Annotated in this window: 20 protein-coding genes; 6 read left to right on the top strand and 14 right to left on the bottom strand. The window is 45.3% G+C overall.

The genetic code is table 11. The features are described from left to right. The 7 genes from hisG to hprK all read right to left on the bottom strand — a co-directional run bounded on the left by hisG (position 1) and on the right by hprK (position 5,994). A complete protein-coding gene (hisG, locus tag CVD23_RS00100) occupies positions 1-639 on the bottom strand; it encodes an ATP phosphoribosyltransferase (protein ID WP_101575952.1) in 639 nt (212 codons plus the stop codon). Continuing rightward, positions 632-1,819: an ATP phosphoribosyltransferase regulatory subunit gene (locus CVD23_RS00095; RefSeq protein ID WP_101664600.1), complete on the bottom strand. Its 1,188-nt coding sequence runs from the start codon at positions 1,817-1,819 to the stop codon at positions 632-634. Before CVD23_RS00095 ends, hisG begins: the two co-directional genes overlap by 8 nt. Positions 1,820-2,067: 248 nt before the next feature. Continuing rightward, a complete protein-coding gene (locus tag CVD23_RS00090) occupies positions 2,068-2,613 on the bottom strand; it encodes an acyltransferase (RefSeq protein ID WP_101664598.1) in 546 nt (181 codons plus the stop codon). 1 nt (position 2,614) lies between these two features. Next, complete coding sequence (gene ppaX, locus CVD23_RS00085) at positions 2,615-3,259, bottom strand: pyrophosphatase PpaX (RefSeq protein WP_101664596.1); 645 nt, start codon at positions 3,257-3,259, stop codon at positions 2,615-2,617. Next, positions 3,249-4,196: a nucleoside recognition domain-containing protein gene (locus CVD23_RS00080; RefSeq protein WP_101575948.1), complete on the bottom strand. Its 948-nt coding sequence runs from the start codon at positions 4,194-4,196 to the stop codon at positions 3,249-3,251. The genes ppaX and CVD23_RS00080 overlap by 11 nt, the downstream gene beginning before the upstream one ends. 16 nt (positions 4,197-4,212) lie before the next feature. Next, the gene (gene lgt / locus CVD23_RS00075) at positions 4,213-5,028 is read right to left on the bottom strand and encodes a prolipoprotein diacylglyceryl transferase (RefSeq protein ID WP_101664594.1); all 816 of its coding nucleotides are present in this window, start codon (positions 5,026-5,028) and stop codon (positions 4,213-4,215) included. 30 nt (positions 5,029-5,058) lie between these two features. Continuing rightward, on the bottom strand, positions 5,059-5,994 hold the full coding sequence (gene hprK, locus CVD23_RS00070; RefSeq protein WP_101575946.1) for an HPr(Ser) kinase/phosphatase: 936 nt from the start codon (positions 5,992-5,994) through the stop codon (positions 5,059-5,061). Positions 5,995-6,321: 327 nt separating this feature from the next. Here hprK and CVD23_RS00065 point away from each other — a divergent pair, with 327 nt between their 5' ends. The 6 genes from CVD23_RS00065 to CVD23_RS00040 all read left to right on the top strand — a co-directional run bounded on the left by CVD23_RS00065 (position 6,322) and on the right by CVD23_RS00040 (position 12,822). Further along, entirely contained in the window at positions 6,322-7,695 is a 1,374-nt protein-coding gene (locus CVD23_RS00065) for a PTS transporter subunit EIIC (RefSeq protein WP_101664592.1), read from the top strand. Between the two features lie 215 nt (positions 7,696-7,910). Then, positions 7,911-8,978, top strand: a complete 1,068-nt coding sequence (locus CVD23_RS00060; RefSeq protein WP_101664657.1) for a DUF871 domain-containing protein — start codon at positions 7,911-7,913, stop codon at positions 8,976-8,978. A gap of 1 nt (position 8,979) precedes the next feature. After that, on the top strand, positions 8,980-9,873 hold the full coding sequence (gene murQ / locus CVD23_RS00055) for an N-acetylmuramic acid 6-phosphate etherase (RefSeq protein WP_101664590.1): 894 nt from the start codon (positions 8,980-8,982) through the stop codon (positions 9,871-9,873). A gap of 281 nt (positions 9,874-10,154) precedes the next feature. Further along, positions 10,155-11,348 (top strand): N-acetylglucosamine-6-phosphate deacetylase, encoded by a 1,194-nt coding sequence (gene nagA, locus CVD23_RS00050; RefSeq protein WP_101664588.1) that lies wholly within the window; start codon positions 10,155-10,157, stop codon positions 11,346-11,348. After that, positions 11,345-12,070 (top strand): glucosamine-6-phosphate deaminase, encoded by a 726-nt coding sequence (gene nagB, locus CVD23_RS00045; RefSeq protein WP_101575941.1) that lies wholly within the window; start codon positions 11,345-11,347, stop codon positions 12,068-12,070. Before nagA ends, nagB begins: the two co-directional genes overlap by 4 nt. 23 nt (positions 12,071-12,093) lie before the next feature. Next, positions 12,094-12,822, top strand: a complete 729-nt coding sequence (locus CVD23_RS00040) for a GntR family transcriptional regulator (RefSeq protein ID WP_101664586.1) — start codon at positions 12,094-12,096, stop codon at positions 12,820-12,822. 48 nt (positions 12,823-12,870) lie between these two features. Here the strand turns inward: CVD23_RS00040 and CVD23_RS00035 are convergent, their stop codons facing one another. The 7 genes from CVD23_RS00035 to CVD23_RS00005 all read right to left on the bottom strand — a co-directional run bounded on the left by CVD23_RS00035 (position 12,871) and on the right by CVD23_RS00005 (position 21,176). Next, a complete protein-coding gene (locus CVD23_RS00035) occupies positions 12,871-13,227 on the bottom strand; it encodes a phage holin family protein (RefSeq protein ID WP_101664584.1) in 357 nt (118 codons plus the stop codon). A 3-nt stretch (positions 13,228-13,230) separates the two neighbouring features. Beyond that, entirely contained in the window at positions 13,231-13,425 is a 195-nt protein-coding gene (locus tag CVD23_RS00030) for a PspC domain-containing protein (RefSeq protein ID WP_101575938.1), read from the bottom strand. 5 nt (positions 13,426-13,430) lie between these two features. Beyond that, positions 13,431-14,552: a DUF4097 family beta strand repeat-containing protein gene (locus tag CVD23_RS00025; RefSeq protein ID WP_101664582.1), complete on the bottom strand. Its 1,122-nt coding sequence runs from the start codon at positions 14,550-14,552 to the stop codon at positions 13,431-13,433. A gap of 334 nt (positions 14,553-14,886) precedes the next feature. Beyond that, positions 14,887-17,763 carry an excinuclease ABC subunit UvrA gene (gene uvrA, locus CVD23_RS00020; RefSeq protein ID WP_101664580.1) on the bottom strand — a complete coding sequence of 959 codons (2,877 nt, stop codon included), beginning with the start codon at positions 17,761-17,763 and terminating at the stop codon, positions 14,887-14,889. 7 nt (positions 17,764-17,770) lie between these two features. Further along, positions 17,771-19,750, bottom strand: a complete 1,980-nt coding sequence (gene uvrB, locus CVD23_RS00015) for an excinuclease ABC subunit UvrB (RefSeq protein WP_101664578.1) — start codon at positions 19,748-19,750, stop codon at positions 17,771-17,773. Between the two features lie 294 nt (positions 19,751-20,044). After that, on the bottom strand, positions 20,045-20,278 hold the full coding sequence (locus CVD23_RS00010) for a CsbA family protein (protein ID WP_101575934.1): 234 nt from the start codon (positions 20,276-20,278) through the stop codon (positions 20,045-20,047). Between the two features lie 49 nt (positions 20,279-20,327). Further along, positions 20,328-21,176, bottom strand: coding sequence for an STAS domain-containing protein (locus CVD23_RS00005; protein ID WP_101575933.1), 849 nt, complete (start codon positions 21,174-21,176; stop codon positions 20,328-20,330). Positions 21,177-21,466 lie beyond the last annotated feature (290 nt).

The following is a 21,466-nucleotide window of genomic DNA, read 5'->3' as shown; positions in this document are numbered from 1 at the left end:
TTAGACAGGCTCTCCGTCGATAACTGCTCCTAATCTTTCAACAAGCTCACTGATTCTGCTATCTTTCATCCGGTAGCTGACCGGATTGACAAGCAGTCTCGTTGTAATATCGGCAATTCTTTCGTATTCGACCAGCCCGTTTTCTTGTAAGGTCCGGCCGGTCGACACAATATCGACGATCCGGTCTGACAGCCCGATAATCGGGGCCAATTCAATCGAACCGTTCAGCTTAATTATTTCCACTTGTTCTCCTTGCTGGCGAAAATAAGCTGCGGCTACATTCGGATACTTTGTTGCAATTCTTGGGGCTACATCGTTCATCTTCGTACCAGGCAGCCCGGCCACTGCCAAATAGCAGCTGCTAATTTTTAAATCAAGGAGCTCATACACGTCCCGTTCTTCCTCAAGCATGACATCCTTCCCGGCCATCCCTAGATCAGCAACGCCATGCTCGACATATGTCGGCACATCCATCGGCTTGGCAAGAATAAAGCGGAGCCTTTCCTCTTCCACTTCCAAAATCAGCTTCCGTGACTCATCAAATTCGGGCGGAAGCTTGTACCCTGCTTTTCGAAGCAGGTCTGCCGCCTCTTCAAAAATTCGCCCTTTCGGCATCGCAATCGTTAAAAAATCATTCATGAGGAGACTCCTTTCCTGCGTTGCCAAGCAAAAAGCTGGTCTCATTATACTTGTTCGTATAGGCATCAACATTTTTGACACCGTTAATATCCTGGAGAACAACCTTAAGCCCGCTTTGGCGTTTCGTTTTTACCAATTCATATGCCTCTTTACGGCGCTCACCGCTAAACAGGATACAATGGATAGGCTCATTACTTTCGATCGGTCCGAGCGCTTCAAGCAGGTTGTCGAGGCGGATCGCAAAACCGGTTGCACCGCTCGATTTGCCAAACTTTCGCAGCAGGCGGTCATACCTGCCTCCATTGCCGATCGGAAAGCCCACCTGGCCCGCATAAACTTCAAAAACAATGCCCGTGTAGTAGCTCATATGGCTGACAAGCGTCAGATCAAACTTTATGTTATCCTCCATGCCAAAATCAGCAATAATGTTCCAAAGCTGGCTTAATTGCGCGACCGCTTCCGCTCCTGTCCCGTTTTCAATCAGGCATAAAGCTTTTTCGATTACTTCCCGGCCGCCGCGCAGCTTTAGGAAATCGAGTAGACGCTGTTTATCAATCGACGATAAAGACAGGGCTTTTACATGTTCACGGTAACCAACATAGTTTTTTTCATATAAAAACTTCATTAATGATTCGGCGCGCTCTTCCGTGCCAAGAATTTGCAAAAACAATTCACGGACAAAACTGATATGGCCAACAGACAGCTGAAAATCGCTCAAACCTGTGTCTTCAAGAACCGAGATCAATAACGCAATTACTTCTCCATCCGCGCTGATCGTTTCATCCCCGATGCACTCGACCCCAATCTGCTCAAACTCAGCTGGCCGGCCGCCTTCCCGCTGCTGGGCCCTGTATACATTTGCCGCATATGCAAGCCTTAACGGCATATCATCATCCAATAGCTTCGAAGCAGCGACTCTCGCAATCGGTGCAGTCATATCGGGCCGCAATACAAGGGTGTGCCCCTGCTGATCCAGCAATTTAAATAGTTGCATATCGGGAATCGCTGAAGCAGATCCGACCGTTTCAAAGTACTCAAGGGCCGGTGTTTCAATAAACTGGTACCCCCACTGTTTCATCCCATCCTCAATCGACGTTCGGACTTTGTCCTTCATTTCGAATAATTCGGGTAATGTATCTCTCATGCCTAACGGCTTTTCAAACATAAATAACTGGCTCATTTTATTCATCCTTTGCTGAAAACTAACACGCACATTTTTGAAGTTACGTTTTATTTTGTTCTTAAAGCGTTTTACTATGACTTTCTGTTCCGCGATCTAGCTTAACAACTCTATTGCTAATTGTTTATCTTAAATAAAATGCTTTAGTTCGCTAATGTATTAGCAAAATGAAGTTATTTGTAGTGTAACGGTTTTGCGGTGTGTCGTCAACCAAAAAACTGCCTTGTTTTCAACTAAAAAGAGCCTTATTAACCTTCGTTAATAAAGCTCTGATCGTAAATCGGATCTTCCGCCCGGCGTTCGGCCAGCTGTTCCTTCGTATAGATGATTCGCATCGGGTTTCCGCCGACAAATGCCCCCGCAGGAACATCCTTATGGACAAGCGTACCAGCCGAGACAATCGCCCCGTCCCCAATCGAAATCCCCGGCAATATCGTCGTGTTTGCACCAATCATCACTTCACTGCCAATCTCAACCGGCCCAAGCCGGTATTCTTTAATGAGATATTCATGGGCAAGAATCGTCGTATTGTACCCGATGACCGTATTACGGCCGACGCTGATTTTTTCGGGAAACATGATATCAAGCATAACCATCAAGGCAAATGAGGTTTGCTCGCCGACATCCATTTTTAAAAAGGTGCGATACAGCCAGTTTTTCATACCAAGAAACGGAGTGTAACGGGCTGCCTGAATCACTGTGAAATTTTTGACGACCTTGAAAAAGGGAACCGTTTTATAGACATGCCAGAGAGAATTTGCTCCTTCAACAGGATAGCGGGTTGTCTTTCTCATCCTACACTCCAACAATATCCAATAAATCCGGCATTGTTTCAAGGATGTAATCAGGCTGATAGGAAGCGATATAGTCTCGCCCTTTTACGGTCCAGGCTACGCCTGCCGTCCTCGTTCCGGCATTTCTGCCTGCCAACACATCATGATGGTTGTCGCCGACCATGATCGCTTCATGAGCATGTGAACCCAGCTGGTTTAAAGCTTTTAGCACCGGCTCCGGATCAGGCTTTGCTTTCTCAACATGATCAAGGGCGACAATCACATCAAAAAATGGATCTAGATTGGTCAGCTTTAAGCCTTTTAAAATGACATCCTCCATTTTCGTCGAGACAATTGCTAGCTTGTAGTCATTTTCCTTCATGGTTCGAACCGTTTCGAAAACGCCTGTAAATTCTTTGACAAGCAGGTCGTGGTTCGAGATATTGTACTTCCGGTACGTCTTAATCATATCCTCTGTCAACGCCGGATCGATAGAATTAAACGTGTCGGTCAACGGCGGGCCGATGAACGGCAGCACATCTTCACGCCGATATTTTTCCGGATAGTAGCTGTCAAGCGTGTGCAAAAATGAAGAAATGATCAGTTCATTTGTGTCGATTAATGTTCCGTCTAAATCAAATAAAATCGCGTTAATGTTAGTGCTCATACGTAGCTTCCTTTCCTTTTGCAAGCTCGGCCCGATTCCATACAAATGCGACAGCAAGTGTTAATAGGACCGCGACAGTAAGGCGAATCAATAACAGCGGCAATACTGGGATTCCCAGTGGGATAAAGATTAAGGTGTCCTCGACAACAGCGTGGCAGGCGACGAGGAAAATAAACGCAATCGTGACATCCTTTTTGCTGACCCCGTCCTCTCGCACCGCCTGGATCATCACGCCCGCCCCCATTGCCAGGCCGAATAATAGCCCGGATGCGAGCGTCGTCGAAGTATTATCTTTCATGCCAAGCAGCCTCGTAACCGGGGCCATCCAGTTCGAGAAAACATTGAGCCATTTTAAATCCTTCAAAAATTGGATTCCAACCATTAACGGGATTACGACGGCGGCGAGCTGAATGATGCCGATACCGCCTTTTTCGACCGCCTCGATAAATATTTCAGTAAATCCTTGTGCCGGCTCCTCTTTTGCAGGTATCAGCCCGTATTTCGCCAGTTCGGCGCCGCCCTGCCAGACAAGATTAATAACGACGGCGGATACAAAAGCAAGCCCGAGCCTGACCACGATAACGATCCACAGCTTAACGCCAACCTTTAGAGCGACACCGGTTTCAATAAGTAAATTATGGGAAAATGAAAGCATCACCGCAAGGATAAATACTTCTTTAACGGTTAAGTCGAGAGAAAGAATCGCACCAATTGCAGCATATAAGTTTAAAAAATTGCCGAGAACAAGTGGAATAGCTGCATCCCCTGACAAGCCGAACACCGACATTAATGGTGCAATCATATCAACTACCCATGGCAGCACTGGAGTATATTGAAGCAGTGTCACAATTAGCGTTACCGGAAATACAATTTTCCCCAGTGACCATGTCGTGTGTAAACCAACCATTAATCCCTTTTTGATTGAACCAAGAAGCATATTCTCTTCCCCTCTTTTATGCTTTATCTAAATAGCGGGTTTTCGCTAACCCCGTTTTTCTTCTGTATACAAGTAAAACAACTGCCCCGATAATCAAGGCGATCGAAATCGTCTGTGCCATTCTTAAATTCTCAGTCAACATCAGGCTGTCGGTCCGCAATCCTTCGATAAAAAATCGGCCGATTGAATACCAAGTCACATAAGTAAGGAAAAGCTCCCCGCGCCGCAGATTTACTCTCCGCAACAGGAGTAATACAATAAATCCGGCCAGATTCCAAACCGACTCGTATAAAAACGTCGGATGATAATAGCTTCCGCCTATGTACATCTGATTGATGATAAATTCGGGCAGAAACAGGTCTTCAAGAAAGGCGCGGCTTACTTCTCCGCCATGCGCTTCCTGGTTGATAAAATTTCCCCATCTGCCGATTGCCTGGCCGAGGATGATGCTCGGTGCAGTAATATCGGCAAGCTTCCAAAAAGATATCTTCTTTTTCTTTGCAAAAATATACGCTGTGATAACCGAACCGATCAGCGCCCCGTGGATGGCAATGCCGCCATTCCAAATCTGCACGATTTCACTTGGGTTTTGCGCATAATAGTCCCATTCAAAAATGACGTAATAAATCCGCGCACTAATGATCGCTATCGGAATCGCCCATAGCATTAAGTCGGCAAGCAGATCCTTTGAAAGACCCCTTCTGTCCGCTTCTCGCATCGCAATCCAGAGCGCCAGTGCAATTCCGACGCCGATAATCACCCCGTACCAATGAACTTGTATCGGGCCAAGCGTAAAGGCAATCGGATCAAGCGGCTGAATATTTTCTTCCATGTTCACTTCTCCTCTTTCAGCTTATTGACCTTACACATCTTCATGTTCGCCATCTTCAATCACATCTGTCAGTCGGTTTGTAAACTGTTCAGCCGCATTCATCCCCATTCGTTTCAAGCGGAAGTTCATTGCTGCGACTTCAATAATAACAGCAAGGTTTCGGCCTGGACGCACTGGAACGGTCAACTTTGTAATCTCGCTATCAATGATTTTCATTTTCTCTTCATCTAATCCGAGCCGGTCATAGGTTTTATTTTGATCCCACAGTTCAAGACTGATAACGAGGGAAATCCGCTTGTAGCTGCGGACGGAGCCAGCGCCAAATAATGTCATGACATTGATGATGCCGAGTCCCCTGATTTCAAGCAAATGCTCAATCAACTCGGGTGCATTTCCCACTAATGTATCCTGGTCTTCCTGGCGAATCTCAACGCAGTCATCCGCGACCAGGCGATGCCCCCGTTTTACAAGCTCCAACGCTGTTTCACTTTTACCAACACCGCTTTTTCCGGTAATTAACACACCGACACCGTAGATATCGACAAGAACACCATGCACAGCGGTTGTCGGGGCGAGCTTGCTTTCAAGAAAGTTTGTTAAACGGCTCGAAAAACGGGTTGTTTTCCATTTTGCGCGCAGCACAGGAACAGACTCCCGCTCTGACGCTTCAATGAGTTCTTCTGGAACGTCCATTTCCCTTGTCACAATGATCGCCGGAGTGATATCGGTGCAGAGCTGCTCCATCCGGGATTTTCGTTCCTGACCATTTATTTTTGCAAAAAAGGTGAGCTCCGTCTTTCCAAGGAGCTGGATCCTTTCAGCAGGATAATATTCAAAGTATCCGGCAATCTCAATTCCCGGCCGTGAAATATCACTGGTTGTAATCGGGCGGTTAATTCCTTCTTCCCCGCTGATGAGCTCAAGATCGAATTTTTCGATAATATCTTTCGTACGAACTTTTGGCAACCTAAGCTTCCTCCCTTTGTGCGCACTCGTAACCTGCGGGCTCGCAAGTTTAACTTCTCTTATTTTAGCACTTTTTGAGAAAGAACCAAACGAATGGATACAGAAATCTTTTCATTCGAGTTTTTTAAATTCAGGAAGAGATTTATGTTAATTGGTATAAATCCAGACAAAAACACATACATTTTATCATGGACAAATAGTATTAATTCTTTTTGAAATAGGTCTAGACAACTATACTTCTAATTGCTATGATAATAGTGTAAACGAATTCATTTTTTAATTTTTGGAATTTTTTATTCTATTATTCTTTAAAAGGGGGAACCAACTATGCGCAAAGAGGAACGCTTAGCCACGGAGATTATTGAGCAATTGGGCGGAGCAGCGAACATTGCAAACCTTGCGTCATGTATGACCCGGCTCAGGGTACAGCCGGTGGACGAAAGCAAGGTAAACATCACAGGCATTAAAAACATTGATGGCGTTATGGGAATTGTTGAGGAAGAAACGATCCAAATTATCCTCGGACCGGGCATTGTTACGAGAGTAGCGGATGAAGTTTCAAAGATTACCGGAAGAGATGTCAGTTTAGTAGATGAAGACAGCGACAATCCATTTGCAGGATTGGCAGACAAAACAAAAGCGGATTTAAAGAAAAAAAATGCAACCCCGTTCAAGCTGTTTTTAAGAAGAATCGCGAGCATCTTCATTCCGCTGATCCCGGCGATCGTCGCATCCGGTTTAATTGCCGGGCTTACGAATGTGATTATCCGGTCAGGGGCCGATCCAGAATCGACGGTCGTTAAAGTATTAAGCTTGATCGGCTGGGGATTGTTTAGCTATTTATTTGTATTCGTTGGAGTCAACACGGCCAAAGAATTTGGAGGCTCACCGGCACTCGGCGGCGCAGCTGCGATTATTTTATATAATCCCGGTCTTGCTGACATCACATTATTCGGCGAGGCACTCGTTCCAGGACGGGGCGGTTTAATCGGCGTTATGCTCGCTGCCGCATTTATCGCTTTCTTGGAACGGCGACTTCGCAAAGTCGTTGCGGCGTCTATTGATATTATTTTCACACCAACTCTCGCCTTATTAATTACTGGCGTTGCAACACTGTTTATTTTGCAGCCAGTCGGCGGACTCATCTCTGACTTGATTACAAAAGGTCTGCTTGGATTAATTGATATGGGTGGAATTTTTGCCGGGCTGATCCTTGCCGGAACATTCCTGCCACTCGTTGTTACAGGTCTGCACCAAGGGTTGACACCCGTCCACATGGAATTGATTAATACGATTGGCGATGACCCGCTGCTCCCTATTCTTGCGATGGGCGGCGCCGGCCAGGTCGGGGCAGCATTCGCCATTTACTTTAAAACAAAAAATGCCCGCCTCAAAAAAGTCATTAAAGGCGGACTTCCGGTTGGAATGCTCGGCATTGGCGAACCGTTGATCTTCGGGGTCACCCTCCCGCTTGGCCGACCGTTTCTAACCGCATGTTTAGGAGCAGCAGTCGGCGGCGCCTTCCAGGCATTCTTTAATGTCGCAACCATTGCGATTGGCGTTTCCGGAATTCCGCTTGTCTTCCTCGTCAATACAAACGAAATGGTCTTGTATTTAGTCGGCTTGCTTATCGCTTACTTTTTCGGATTTCTTTTCACATGGCTGTTTGGTTTCAAAGAAGAAATGGCCAGAAATATTTAATGACGCTGTGCAACTTGACCGGATAACCCGGTTGTACAATGATTCGTCCCGAAGGAAATTGCATTTAACTCGTATACTTGATAACTTTTAATATGGGTGTAGGCTCAAATGTTGCTTGTATACGCTCAAGCACAAAATAAAACAAGGAGGAAACCTTATTCCTCCTTCTTGGTGTTTGTTTTTCAAAAATCCCTAATGGCTGTGAGGTGTACATGTTGATTGGGATCTCCGTGTATTTAACAGAGAATAAAAGAGAGCAAAACCGCATCTGGATTGAAAAAGCTTCTTCGTGCGGCTTAAAGTCTATCTTTACATCGCTCCATATTCCCGAAGATGACCATGCCAGATATAAAGAGCTGCTCATTGAATTGGGAACCTTGGCCAAAGAAAATGATATGGAGCTTCTGGCAGATGTTTCCCCCTTATCATTAAGCTATCTTGGCTTGACATGGGAAACGATTAGCCAATTAACGGACTGGGGGCTTACTGGAATCCGGGCTGATTACGGGTTTAGTGCCGATCAAATCGTCCAGTTGTCAGCGCTGATGAAAGTAGGCATGAATGCCAGTACAGTGTCACATACGGAGCTTGATGAATGGATCAGTATGGGCTTAAACGTTAGCAATGTTGAAGCATGGCATAACTTTTACCCACGTCCTGAGACCGGGCTCGATGCACGCTTCCTATCGGAAAGAAATCAATTTTTAAAAAATAAAGGCTTGACAACAATGGCATTTATCCCGGGAAACCTGGATTTAAGGGGTCCGGTCTTTGCCGGTTTGCCAACGGTTGAGGAACATCGAAGCGCTTCCCCGACAGCTTCAGCCGCTGAATTAATGTATTCACTCTATACAGACAAAGTTTTAATCGGAGATCATACTGTTACCGACAGCACTTTACAGCAGCTATCAAGCCTTGTAAATGGCGTGATCCTGTTAAAAATGAAGCCTGTCGATCAAAACGACTCTCTTCCGATACTTAACGAGATCCATACAAACCGGATGGATCCGGCCCGGGACGTCATTCGCTCCGTAGAATCCCGGTCATATGCCCAAACCGGAAATGGACAAATTCTGCCGGCCAATCAGCTTGAACGCCGTACAGGCGCGATTACGCTCGATAATCAGCTTTACGGCCGATACTCTGGTGAGCTCCAGGTCACGTTAACAGATCTGCCGAAAGATGAACGGGTCAATGTTATCGGCTATGTACAGGATGAGGATATTCCCCTGCTCAGGCAAATTCGGGCTGGTGGGAAATTTACATTTATCATGGAGGGTTAATATGAATATATCGAAATTAAATACAGAACAGCGTAACCCAAAAACGATGAATATCGATTTAATGGCAACAGATGAGATCATCTCAACTATCAATGAAGAGGATAGCCTCGTTCCGATTGCGATCGCCCGGGAGCTGCCGTCCATTTCAAAAACAGTTGACATGATCGTTGCTTCTTTTAAAAGCGGCGGCAGGCTTATTTACACCGGCGCAGGAACATCGGGACGGATCGGCATTATCGATGCTTCCGAATGCCCGCCTACATATGGAACAGAACCCGAGATGGTGGTCGGCATCATTGCAGGCGGGAAAAAGGCGATGACGGAAGCCGTTGAAGGTGCCGAAGATGACCACGATCAAGGTCGGAAGGATTTAGAGGACATTCACTTATTGGCACAGGATATTGTCGTCGGCATTGCTGCGAGCGGCCGCACTCCGTACACGATCGGCGCTCTTGAATATGCCAATCAAATCGGCGCTGCCACTGTTGCTGTCGTCTGCAGTAAGGATTCTGAAATGGAAAAGGTCGCAAACGTAACGATAGCCCCGATTGTCGGGCCGGAAGTCGTGACCGGATCAACAAGGATGAAAGCCGGGACCGCGCAAAAACTCGTTCTAAATATGCTGACAACCGCATCGATGATTAAGATGGGGAAAGTTTACGGCAATCTCATGGTTGACGTGCAAATGACGAATGAAAAGCTGTTTATACGGGCCGAGAATATCGTCAAAATGGCAACCGGTGCTGACGAAGAAACTGTAAAAGCTGCATTGGACGAACAAAATTACAATACAAAAGCCGCGATTGTACAAATTATCACCGGGTTGGAAGCGAAAGCAGCAGCAGACCTGCTTGAAAAGCATTCTGGCTATTTGCGGAAAGCGATTGGAGAATAGAAAAAACAGGCCCCCATACCCTTGCTAATAGTGGTATGGGGGTCTATTTTACACCAACTGGTATAGACAACTATATAATAAAACGTTTATAATATAACTAAGTCAATTTCACAATAATAAGCTAAACCGAAAAACGAATGAAGTTGTCTGGTTATACAGGAGTATGCCGTAGGAAACGAATAATACTGTCTTAATTTTAAATAACTGTTCGTTTTTCAATTAAAGAATTGCTTTATGAATTCATTCAACTATAAAGTTATTAGGAAATGGAGATGAAGAGGTTGGATCGTCTTCTTATTGTTAACGGAAGGATCGCTCTTGAAAACGAGTGGCTTAATAATGGGTTCATCTATATAGAAGGCACTGCCATTAAGGAAATCGGCACAATGGACCAGCTTCCTAATCTTGATGAACAAGCTCGAATTATCGATTTATCCGCCGGCTATACCGCCGTCCCCGGATTCATTGATGTCCATATTCATGGTGCGGGCGGGGCAGATACAATGGACGCCACCCCGGATGCGTTAACGACAATCGCAGCCACCCTGCCTGCAGAAGGGACGACAAGCTTTCTGGCGACAACGATTACTCAGGAGAAAACTGCAATTAAAAAAGCGCTTGAAAATGCGGCCCAGTACAGCACAACGCAAAATAAACCAGGTAAAGCAGAAATGCTCGGCATCCATCTCGAAGGTCCGTTTATTAATAAAATTCGTGCCGGCGCCCAGCCGGAGGAATATATTATTGATCCGGATATAGACCTGTTCAGAGATTGGCAACAGGCGGCAGAAAACCAAATTAAGCTTGTCACTGTAGCTCCCGAGCTTGCGAACGGCCTCGATTTTATTCACTATTTGCACGAAACAGATGTGATCGCCTCAATCGGCCATTCAGATGCCAACTACGAGGTAATGGCGAAAGCGGCCGGGGCCGGAGCCCGACACGTGACACACCTTTTTAACGGAATGCGCGGGCTTCACCATCGCGAGCCGGGAACAGCCGGAGCGGCTTTGCTGCTCAATGAACTTAAGATCGAACTGATTGCAGACGGAATCCATGTCCGGCCTGAAATGGTCAAACTCGTTCTCAACGCAAAGGGCAAGGATGGAATAATATTAATCACGGATGCGATGCGAGCTAAGTGCCTCAAAAATGGTGAATACGATCTTGGGGGACAAACCGTAAAAGTAGCCGATGGAAAAGCGCTATTAGCTGACGGTACCCTTGCCGGCAGTATTCTAAAAATGAATAATGCGGTTAAAAATGTGAATGAATTTACAAACGCCCCACTCCTCGATGTGATTACGCTTGCAAGCGCCAACCCGGCAAAGCAGCTGAACATGTTTGATCGCAAAGGCAGCATTGCGCCTGGAAAAGATGCCGATATTGTCATCCTTGATGAACAGCTTCGAGTGATCATCACATTATGCCGCGGCCAAATCGCCTACGGAAAAGAGGTGTTCGACAAGCAATGAAGATTGTTCGTGCAAGCAACTATGAAGAAATGAGCATGAAAGCTGCAAAAGGGATTATTGAGAAGGTGCGCAGCAAACCCGATATTACTTTAGGGCTTGCTACCGGCAGCACACCGAAAGGCGTCTATCGGTGCATCATTGAAGACCACAAGCATTGCGGCACCTCCTATCAGCAGGCTGCCTCCGTTAATCTTGACGAATATATCGGCCTTGATCAAAAGGACCGGAACAGCTATCATTCTTTCATGTGCCGTGAGTTTTTTGATCATATCGATCTTCCGCTTGAGCGGGCGTTCATACCTAACGGCACTGCGACGGACCTGCTTACTGAGTGCGCCCGCTATGAAAAGACGATTCAAGCTCTTGGCGGAATCGATCTGCAAATATTGGGAATCGGACATAATGGGCATATCGGCTTCAATGAACCAGGTACCCCTTTTACTAGCAGAACCCATGTTGTTTCCCTTGCAGAGAGTACCCGGCAGGCAAATTCCAGATTTTTCACGTCCGTCGATGAAGTTCCGACTTCGGCAATCACAATGGGAATTGCAACAATTTTAGACAGTGCGGAAATTTACCTTTTGGCGTCCGGATCTTCCAAAGCAGACGCGATCGCGCGGCTAATTGGCGGTGATGCCGATGAACAGTTTCCGGCTTCAGCATTGAAGTTGCATAAAAACGTCACGATTTTTGCTGATGAGGACGCATTGAATTTGATTTAGCATAAAGACAAGGAGAATCGACCATGATTGATAAAAACTCACCGATTCCTATATATCATCAGCTTGAAGAACACCTTAAAAGCAAAATTGAGAGCGGTGCTATTAAAGCGGACGAGGCGATTCCATCCGAACGGGAATATGCGGAACGGTACCAGATCAGCAGAATGACCGTCAGGCAGGCGCTGAACAATCTAGTTAGTGATGGTTATTTATACCGTCAAAAAGGAAAAGGAACATTTGTCAATAAGAAAAAAGTAGAGCAGCGGCTCCACGGATTAACGAGCTTTACCGAGGATATGATCGAACGGGGAATGAAGCCGAGCAGTAAGCTGCTTTCTTTCGAGATCATTGCCGCCGGGGCTGAAACAGCTCACCGCCTAAACATAAAAGAAAATACACCTGTTTACGAAATTAAGCGGGTTCGCCTTGCAGATGCAGCTCCGATGGCGCTGGAGACTACTTATCTACCTGCGAACTTAATAAAGGGCCTCACTGAAGAGATCATCAACCAATCCCTCTACCGTTATATTGAGGAGAAGCTGTCATTCACTATCCATGAGGCTACCCAGCAGATCGAGGCTGCAATCGCAAAAGACATAGAAATTAAGCATTTACAGATTGAAAAAGGCGCGCCTATCTTATTAATCCATCGCTCTTCCTTTTTAAAGGATGGCAAACCGTTTGAATACGTTAAATCGGCATACCGCGCTGACCGTTATAAATTTATCCACTCAATGCAGCGTGGCAAATAGGTTCGAAAAGGAAAAGCCGGCACCGATTGGGGTGCCGGCTTCCCTGATTTATTTTTGACTTGCAGGTTTGATCACAGCTTTTTGAATAATCAGGTTAACTGCCGCCATAAGCACTGCTGCAAGGAACGCCATACCGAATCCTTCAATTTCAAACGCAGTGCCCATAATTCCATCTGTCAAAAGTAACGTGATTGCATTCACGACAAATAAAAACAGACCGAGGGTCAGAACTGTAACAGGCAAAGTGAGCAAAATCAGAATCGGACGAACAAGAATATTAAGCACCGCTAAAATAAAACTCGCAGCAAGTGCCGAACCAAAACCCTCTAAATAAAAATCTTCAAAATAACCGGCTATTGCCATAAATAACACCGAGTTAATTCCTATACCGAGCAGCCATCTCATCTGTTAGTACTCCTTATTAGGCAAAATAAACACTAGAACGAGGTAAACAATCGTCAACGGGAAAAACCCGGTCAAGAAAAGGAGAATGACAAATAATACTCGTAAAATCGTTGCATTTATGCCAAGTGACTGGGCTAAACCACCAAGGACACCTGCCAGCTTGCGGTCTGTTCGCGATCGGACAAGCTTCATTTCCATTCCTCCTATTTTTTTAAATTAATTCCAAAAGATTTTCGCACCGAAATCGAGCCTGTTTTTGTTTCTGCAGACAGATTTACAGTTCTGATCTCCTCGTTAACAGGCTTGAAGGTCATTGTTTTTTGGGCAATTTCGTTTTTTTCGTCAACTATTTGAATACCCTCAAGGTCTACGGTAAAACCACCGAGGTTCGTTCTCAAATTCCCATTGACCGCGAGCTTCTCAGGAATGAATAATTCAATGCTCCCCGTTGCTCCTTTTGCGATAATGCGTTCGGCCCTATCCCCTGTAAGTGAGCAATGAACATTGCCATTAAAGGTCTGGATATCTACCTCGGCAAAGTCCCCTTCTAATTTTATCGGCCCGTTAATCGTTTCCGCATCAACCTCTCCAATCCTGCTGCCAACAATCGTGATCGGACCGTTGGCTGTTTCTGCTTCCAGCTTTTCGCAGCTTACGCCATCAAGATTAATCTTCCCGTTAGCTGTCTTTACTTTGCAATTTTTCGCGGATAAACCATTGCCGGCAATATACCCGTTAAATATCCGCACCTTCACATGCTCGTATTCGTCCTCAGGAATATAGACTGTTGCATCAATTTTCATCCACTTTTGCTGGGTCACAAAACGGAGCTTCTCACCTTCAATTGCAAAGATCGTATCCTTTAAAAAGCTTCGTCTCGCTTCGTCCTGATTTTCGACACGGTAGATCCTGGCGTGGCATTCTATCCGGACATCGCGCTCGTTCCCCGGTAAAACTCGAATAGACCCGTTCGCTATGTCAATGTCTATCTCCTTTAAAAACGCATCGCCATGCTGAAAAATATGCGATATATCGACCGAATGACCAAAGTTAAAATCCAGATCGAAATCCTTTATTTTCTGGAAAGCGGTATCGACAAATTCAAAAATCTTGTCTTTTGTCGATTGCAGCTTTTGGTGGGTAAACTGCTCTTTCTTTGCTTCCTGAAATTCGACGTTTGTCGATATTTCATGGACGCTATCCTGCTGCTTTTGTTCCTTCGACTTGCTTGCATCGTCAAGCCCTTCCAACAGGGTTAATGCTTCTTCCACAGAAAGCTTGCCTTCTTCGACCAACTTTAATATGCGCTTGCGTTCCTCTTTCATTATCTTCCCTCCAACAAGAATGATTTATTAACGGATTTCTGAGTTACAATCACTGAATACACACGGCAAATATTACATTAAAATAACTTAAAGCAACCTTTTTGTATTGATACGTTCAACTCCTTAATTGTAGTACGCAAGGAAGTGACCCAAAGTTTCAGCCAATTTTATTTTCGGTAATATACTTACTATTACTTTACCACACTGCATCGGATCGACACCTCGGCCCCGGGAATGAGTTTGGATTAAGACCTTTAACGTTGTGAAAAGAGATCAACATCTATTTAAAAACTAAAAGAGCAGCTGCCTATTTTAAGACAGCTGCTCGCTCATTTTATGAATTCGCAACGCGTTCTTTCTCTTCAATCAGTTTCTTCATTCGCAATCGGTCTCGATCGAGGACCGGCTTTAAATACTTTCCAGTGTACGAACCAGGCACTTTGGCTACCTGTTCCGGTGTTCCAGAAGCAACAATGGTGCCACCCCGGTCCCCGCCTTCCGGACCGAGGTCAACGATATAATCAGCCGCTTTGATGACGTCAAGATTATGTTCAATCACCAGCACTGTATCACCGTTGTCGACAAGCCGTTGCAGGACAACCAAAAGTCTCGAGATATCATCAACATGCAGTCCGGTTGTCGGTTCGTCAAGAATATAAAGTGATCGTCCGGATGAACGGCGGTGCAGCTCGGAGGCCAGTTTAACCCTTTGTGCTTCTCCTCCTGACAGCGTTGTGGCCGGCTGCCCTAATGTAATATAGCCAAGCCCGACATCAGCAATCGTTTGCAGCTTTCGTTTGATTTTCGGAATGTTTTCAAAAAATTCATTCGCGTCTTCAACCGTCATATTTAAAATGTCGGAAATATTCTTGCCTTTATATTTCACTTCGAGCGTCTCCCGGTTGTACCGCTTGCCATGGCAAACTTCACATGGAACATATACATCAGGTAAAAAGTGCATTTCGATCTTGATAATTCCATCCCCACGGCATGCTTCACAGCGTCCGCCCTTGACATTAAAGCTAAAACGGCCTTTTTTATAGCCCCGCACCTTTGCTTCATTCGTCGAAGCAAACACATCGCGGATATCATCAAACACACCGGTATAGGTTGCCGGATTTGAACGAGGCGTCCGCCCGATTGGCGACTGGTCTATATCAATGACCTTTTCTAAATGGTCAATTCCCTTTATGTCCTTATGCTCACCCGGTTTGCTTTTCGCATGGTGAAGCTGCTGGGCAAGTTTTTTATGAAGAATTTCATTGATAAGCGTACTCTTACCAGAGCCGGACACGCCTGTAACCGCAATAAACAGCCCTAATGGTAGCTTTACGGAAACATTGTTTAAATTATTTTCCCGTGCCCCTTTAATTTCAAGATAACGGCCATTTGCTTTGCGCCGTTCAACCGGAAGCGGGATGAACTTTTTGCCAGACAGGTATTGGCCGGTTAATGAGGCCGGATCATTCATAACTTCTTCAGGGGTCCCGGCTGAAATAATTTCACCGCCGTGAACCCCGGCACCTGGCCCGACATCAATCAAGTAATCCGCAGCAATCATCGTATCCTCATCATGCTCAACGACAATCAATGTATTACCGATGTCACGCATATTTTTTAAGGTCTCAATCAAGCGATCATTGTCGCGCTGATGCAAGCCGATTGATGGTTCATCCAGGATATAGAGAACGCCCGTTAGACGGGATCCGATTTGTGTTGCAAGGCGGATCCGCTGGGCTTCCCCGCCTGAAAGGGTTCCAGCTGCCCGGCTTAGCGTTAAATAATCAAGCCCAACATTAATCAGAAAGCCAAGGCGTTCCTTTATTTCGCGAAAAATAAGGTTAGCAATCTTCATTTCTTTATCTGTTAGCTGTAAATTCTCAAAAAACTGGTATGCCTCTTCAATCGAACGAGCCGTTACCTGGCTAATATGCTGTCCTGCTATGAGAACCGCAAGGCTTTCCTTTTTTAGACGGTTGCCTTTACAGGTTGGACAAGGTTTTTCACCCATATATTTTTCCATTTGTTCGCGAATATAATCGGAGCTTGTTTCTTTAAAGCGCCGCTCAACATTGCGAATAACGCCTTCAAATTCAATATAATTTTCCCGTATTTGGCCAAAATCATTTTCATAACGAAAATAAATTCTGTCCTCGTTTGAACCGTAAAGGATTTTATCAAGCAAATGGCCGGGGATGTCTTTAACAGGTGTATCCATATCAACTCCATAATGATTGCATACCGCTTCAAGAAGCTGCGGATAATATTGCGAGCTCGTCGGTTCCCATGGAGCAATCGCATGATCCCGCAACGACAGGTCCCGGTTAGGTATGACCAGATCCTCATCGACTTCGCGCTTTGCGCCAAGGCCATCGCAGTCAGGACAAGCACCGAAAGGACTGTTAAAAGAAAACATGCGCGGTTCAAGCTCGCCAATAGAAAATCCGCAGAGCGGGCAAGCATGATGCTCGCTGAAAAGAAGCTCAGCTTCCCCGATGACATCAATGACAACTTTGCCTTCCCCCAGACTTAGAGCTGCTTCAAGGGAGTCTGCAAGACGCGCTTCCACCCCTTCTTTAACAACAATACGGTCGATGACCACTTCGATCGAGTGCTTCTTATTTTTATCAAGCTCAATGTCATCACCGATTTCGTGCATTTCCCCGTTGATTCTGACCCGGACATAGCCTTGCTTTTTTATATCCTCAAGTACTTTAAGATGCGTACCTTTTCTTCCGGAAACGATTGGAGCAAGAACCTGCAGCTTTGTTCTTTCCGGATACTCCATGATACGGTCGACCATTTGTTCAATCGTTTGCGAGGAGATTTCAACGTTGTGGACCGGACAAACCGGCCGGCCCACCCGCGCAAAAAGCAGACGCAAATAATCATAAATTTCCGTCACCGTTCCAACAGTCGAACGGGGATTCCGGCTCGTCGTTTTCTGGTCAATCGAAATAGCCGGGGATAACCCTTCGATGGCATCGACATCCGGCTTATCCATTTGCCCGAGAAATTGGCGGGCATAGGCGGAAAGCGATTCAACATAGCGGCGCTGGCCTTCTGCGTAAATCGTGTCAAAAGCCAATGACGACTTTCCGGATCCCGACAATCCTGTCAAAACAACAAGCTTATCTCTCGGAATCGTGACATCAACATTCTTTAAATTGTGGGCTCTCGCACCTTTCACAATCAGTTTATCCATAGCCATGTAACCGTCATCCTTCCGCTTTCAACTCTAATATTAAATCACGAAGCTCGGCGGCCCGTTCAAAGTTTAACGCTTTGGCCGCGTCCTTCATTTCTTTTTCCATGCTGACTAACAGTTTTTCACGTTCTTTCTTATTGAGCTTGCCAATAGATGCCGCCGGTTTATATTCTTCCTTCTCTTCGGCCGCATAGGTTGCACGAATCGAGTCGCGAATGTCTTTTTGAATTGTTTGCGGTGTAATACCGTGCTTCGTATTATATTCTTCCTGTATCTCACGGCGCCGTTTCGTTTCATTAAGCGCCAGTTCCATTGAATTGGTGATCCGATCGGCATACATGATTACCTGGCCATTGGCATTTCTCGCCGCCCGGCCTATCGTCTGGATCAACGAACGTTCAGAACGAAGGAAGCCTTCCTTATCCGCATCAAGAATCGCAACGAGCGAGACTTCCGGAATGTCAAGTCCTTCCCGTAACAGGTTGATCCCGACCAGTGCATCATATTTTCCGAGGCGCAATTCACGAATAATTTCGATTCGTTCCAGTGTCTTGACCTCAGAATGCAGATACTGAACTTTAATACCGATTTCTTTTAAATAATCTGTTAAATCCTCTGACATCTTTTTCGTCAGCGTCGTAATAAGAACCCGCTCATTCTTGTCAATTCGCTCCTGGATTTCGCCGATTAAATTGTCTATTTGCCCTTCAATCGGGCGAACTTCAATGGTTGGGTCAAGCAGTCCGGTTGGCCGGATGATTTGTTCAATCATTGTCGGCGTATGCTCTATCTCAAACGGTCCAGGTGTAGCGGATACGTAGACAATTTGATTGACGTGTTCTTCAAATTCATCAAACATGAGCGGTCGGTTGTCCAGCGCAGATGGCAAGCGGAAACCATGCTCAACGAGGACGTTCTTTCTGGCCTGGTCACCATTGTACATACCACGAATTTGCGGGAGTGTAACATGAGACTCATCGACTACAATCAGGAGGTCTTCGGGAAAATAATCAAGCAAAGTATAAGGAGTTGACCCGGCAGCTCTCAGCGTTAAATGGCGGGAATAGTTTTCAATACCCGAGCAAAAGCCCATTTCCCGCATCATTTCCAGATCATAACGGGTCCGTTGTTCGAGGCGCTGTGCTTCCAATAGCTTATCCTCGGCACGAAGCTTCGCCAATTGCTCCTCCAGCTCTTGTTCAATGTTCTCAATTGCTTTGCGCATTTTCTCTTCCCGGGTAACGAAGTGGGAAGCAGGAAAAATCGCAATATGGTCGCGCTCGCCGATAATTTCACCTGTCAAAGCATCTACTTCACGAATCCTGTCAATTTCATCTCCAAAAAACTCAACACGCAAACAGTGTTCATCCTTTGCGACAGGAAAAATTTCAACGACATCGCCGCGAACCCGGAATGTTCCCCGTTTAAAATCAATATCATTTCGTGCATATTGAATATCAACAAGACGCCGGAGCAGCTGGTTACGTTCAATCTCCATTCCTGACCTTAGCGATACAACAAGTTCCCGGTATTCTTCCGGGGAACCGAGACCATAAATACAGGAAACACTGGCAATAATAATGACATCTTTCCGCTCAAATAACGAAGAAGTCGCAGAGTGGCGCAGTTTATCAATTTCATCATTGATGCTTGAATCTTTTTCGATAAATGTATCCGTGTGCGGGACATATGCCTCTGGCTGATAATAGTCGTAATAGCTTACAAAATACTCCACAGCGTTATTCGGGAAGAATTCCTTAAACTCGCTATATAGCTGTCCGGCCAGTGTTTTGTTGTGAGCAATAACGAGCGTAGGTCGATTGACTTCCTTAATAACATTGGAAATCGTGAATGTCTTCCCTGTTCCGGTTGCCCCGAGCAAGGTCTGGTAACGCTCGCCCGCTTTGAGTCCGGCAACGATTTTTTTAATCGCTTCCGGCTGGTCGCCTTGCGGGGAATATTTCGAGACTAACTCAAATTGGTCCTTCATAAACAAACCTCCTTTTCAAACAAAACAGAAATATATCGAAACAATCTACTCATTTCCTTAAATATAGAAACAAAAGATCGTTTTATAGGTTTTCATCAAAAAACTCATATCAACATTCTACCACAAAACACCTAAAACAAACCAATAAAATGCGAACGGATATTCGTTTTTTCCAAAAATGGTTAGATTTAACCTTTTTTGACCAATGCCTAATCTAGGTAGATTCCTTTATACTGGGTAACGATTCTAAACACGACAATAAAAACCTGCCAGCGGCTTCCCCGGGCAGGTTTTTTAAGCACTTTTCTTTATCTTTTGTTTCATTCTTTTAGCGTACCAGAATCCTGCTGTTAATGAGAAAGCATCAACAATGATCAACAGGAACGAATCCGTGTAGCCTTTATAGACAGAAGCTGCAATTAATGCAACGGTTAACACTAAGCCGATAACATTACTGTATGTGACCCTGGCGAAAAATAGCACCAGCAGTCCAGGCAATATAAGGGCTGATAAATACTTAATAGCCAATAGCCACACCTCTTTTAAACATAATTAGCTGTAAACCCTCACAATTGCTTTAGGAATGGTTGAATCCCAGTTTACGAAGAGCCCGCGCCAGATTGTTTTGAATATCTACATCTTTAAAGTTGACGCCAAGTTGCGTCGCGATCTGGGCAACCTCCGGCCGCAAACCGGATAAAGTCGTTTTGACGCCGACAATTCGCAATGCAGCGATCACTTGAAAGATCTGTTGGGCGACCATTGTATCGATAATAATCACGCCTGACAAATCGATAAATAAATGCTTTACTTGCTTTTGAATACATTGATTTAAGGTCGATTCCAGTATAATCTTCGCCCGCCGGGTATCAATATCACCGATCAGCGGCAGCACGCCAATGTCATCGGAAATCGGTATAACCGGACTGCTTAGCTCCTGGATCAACGCCTGCTGAGAAACAAGCATATCGAGCGTTGCCCGGTAATAGTGCTCAGAGAACTTTTCAATAATCGTGTCAAAAGCAGAATTGACGCGGCTGCTCCAATGAAAGATCTCTTCGAGGTGTGCATCTTTTTGATGTTCAAGGAAATAGTTTTTAACCTGCTTCCAGTAGATGTCCCGAAAAACCTTCACATGGTGGATAACCTCAAAAATCGGTACGCTGCTGTTAGCCCGGTCCTTCCCAACTTCCGACGCCCAATTTTCTATATATTCGTTAAAAACATTTTCAGAATCTAAAAACACTTTTGAGACCGCCACAACCGTCAGGCCATTTTGTTCACGAAGCCTGTTGACAACTTCCTCAGGAGCATCCGGCGAATACATCAGCGATCCAGCTGTGTCCCGGCTTGAAAGCCATTCATCTGTCATTTCGTTTGTATGGCTGATCATATAATCATGAAGCTGGCTATTATTATTTTCCATAGCCGCGTCCTCCCCCTGGTAACAATCGAATGCAAGTAAAATCTGCGCTGTGAATCAGAACAATTTCAATTCTATTAGTATGCAGTTCGTAAAATGAAATTTGAAAAGGCGAGTTCTTTTTTAAAAATACCTTGTTAATGCTAGTTATCAGCATTGCGAAGCTCTTTTATATTTTACTATAGTTGTCTCCAGAAAGACAACGAAAGAGAGACTAAGTGAAGCGCTGCATGTAGAGTAGAAAACAGGAATTAGATATTGTCTTCTTGTCCTCGGGTTTCAGGGTGTTCCAC

It is taken from the genome of Bacillus sp. V33-4 (genome assembly GCF_002860225.1).
Classification (GTDB): Bacteria; Bacillota; Bacilli; order Bacillales; family Cytobacillaceae; genus Bacillus_BJ; species Bacillus_BJ canaveralius.
This window is presented reverse-complemented; position numbering and strand designations above follow the sequence as displayed.